Source organism: Delftia sp. ZNC0008 (assembly GCF_000799035.1).
In the GTDB taxonomy this organism is placed as follows: domain Bacteria; phylum Pseudomonadota; class Gammaproteobacteria; order Burkholderiales; family Burkholderiaceae_C; genus Comamonas; species Comamonas tsuruhatensis.
This window is the reverse complement of the sequence record NZ_JTKZ01000073.1, coordinates 1-2,149: the sequence shown is the minus strand read 5'-3', so window position 1 is coordinate 2,149 and position 2,149 is coordinate 1. Positions and strand designations below refer to the sequence as shown.

1 pseudogene is annotated in these 2,149 nt (G+C 71.8%); it reads right to left on the bottom strand.

The features are described from left to right. Positions 1-2,149, bottom strand: a pseudogene (locus L995_RS33655) (hypothetical protein); the annotation flags it as partial.

Below are 2,149 nucleotides of genomic sequence, written 5' to 3'. Positions count from 1 at the left end.
CCGCGTGACCAGGCCGTCGTCGCCGAGCACGCCACCCAGCAGGCCGCCGTCACCGCCGACCACACCACCCAGCAGGCCATCGCCGCCGGTCAGGCCGGCCAGCACGCCGTTGACGGTGCCGATCACCGGCTGCAGCGCCTGGCCCGGGACCTGCGTGAGACCGTTGGCCAGGTCCGTCACCACACCCAGCGGACCGCCGTTGACCTGGGTCACGCCTTCCACCAGACCCGTGACCACGGACAGTGCGCCGGTGCCGGGGTCGATCAGCGCATCCAGTACCTGGCCCACAGGCGCTCCGGCCGTGCCACCGAGCAGGTCGCCAACGGTGTTCTGCACCGTGGTGACAAGGCCGTCGCCGCTGCCTGTGCCGCCGCCCGGAACCAGGCCGCCCAGCAGTCCGCCGACCAGGCCGTCCTCGCCGAGCACGCCACCCAGCAGGCCGCCGTCACCGCCGAGCAGGCCGCCGACCAGGCCGTCGTCGCCAAGGACGCCACCCAGCAGGCCACCGTCACCGCCCAGCAAGCCGCCGACCAGGCCATCGTCGCCAAGGACGCCGCCCAGCAGGCCACTGTCACCGCCCAGCAGGCCGCTGACCAGCTCGCCGATGCCGCCTTCACCCAGGCCGCTGCCCAGGCCGGCAATCAGCCCGTTGAGGGTTCCGATCACGGGCTGCAGTGCCTGGCCATCGACCTGGGTCAGGCCGTTGACCAGCTCGGTCAGCACGCCCAGGGGGCCGCCGTCCACGCTGGTCAGGCCTTCCAGCAGGCCGGTGACGACCGAGGCCGTTCCATCGGTGGGATTGGCCAGCGCGTCCAGCAGTTGGCCCACAGGGGCTGCGACGGTGCCGCCGAGCAGGCCGTCCACCACGTCCTGGACCGTGGTGACCAAGCCGTCACCGCTGCCGCCTCCCGTGCCGCCCGGGATCAGGCCGCCCAGCAGGCCGTCGACCAGTTCACCGATGCCGCCTTCACCCAGGCCGCTGCCCACGCCGGCAATCAGGCCGTTGAGGGTGCCGATCACCGGCTGCAGGGCCTGGCCGTCCACCTGGGTCAGGCCGTTGACCAGTTCGGTCAGCACGCCCAGGGGGCCGCCGTCCACGCTGGTCAGGCCTTCCAGCAGGCCGGTGACGACCGAGGCCGTTCCATCGGTGGGATTGGCCAGCGCGTCCAGCAGTTGGCCCACAGGGGCTGCGACGGTGCCGCCGAGCAGGCCGTCCACCACGTCCTGGACCGTGGTGACCAGGCCTTCTCCCGTGCCGCCACCCGTGCCGCCGCCGGGCACCAATCCACCCAGCAGGCTGCCGACCAGTCCGCCGAGCCCATCTTCGCCCAGGCCGTTGCCCAGGCCGGCAATCAGCTCGTTGAGCGTGCCGATCACCGGGGCCAGGCCTTCGCCGTCCACCTGGGTGAGGCCGTTGACCAGTTCGGTCAGCACACCCAGGGGGCCGCCCTCGACATTGGTCAGGTTCTCCAGCGCGCCGGTCACGGTGGACAGCAGTCCGTCCGTGGGGTTGGCCAGGGCATCCAGCAATTGGCCCACAGGCGCTGCCACCGTGCCGCCCAGCAGGCCGTCCACGACGTCCTGCACGGACGTGACCACCCCGCTGTCAGGCGTGCCGGGCGGGTTGCCCGTTCCGCCGCCCACCAGGCCGCCCAGCAGGCCACCCACGCCGGCGAGCAGGCCGCCCAGCGCACCGTCTTCGTCGAGCAGGCCGCCGAGCACGTTGTCCACTACCGTGCCTATGGAGCCGCCGGAGCCCGCTTCATCCAGGCCCTTGAGCAGCTCATTGAGCGTGCTGATCAGGGGCTCCAGGCCCTGGTTCTGGATGTTGACCAGGCCGTCCACCAGCTCGGTGAGCACGCCCAGCGGCCCGCCATTGGTGCTGGTCAGGCTCTCCAGCAGGCCTGTCACCCCGGACAGCGTGCCGCTGCCGGGATTGACCAGCGTATCGATCAGGTTGCCCACCGGGCCGGCGACCGTGCCACCGGACAGCGCACCCACCACGTCCTGCACGGAGGTGATCAGGCCGTGGCCGTCCGTGGGATCCGTCGGATTGGTGGGGTCCGTGGGATTGGTCGGGTTCGTCGGGTCCGTGGGATTGGTGGGGTTGGTCGGGTTGGTGGGATCCGTGGGGTTGGTCGGATTGGTG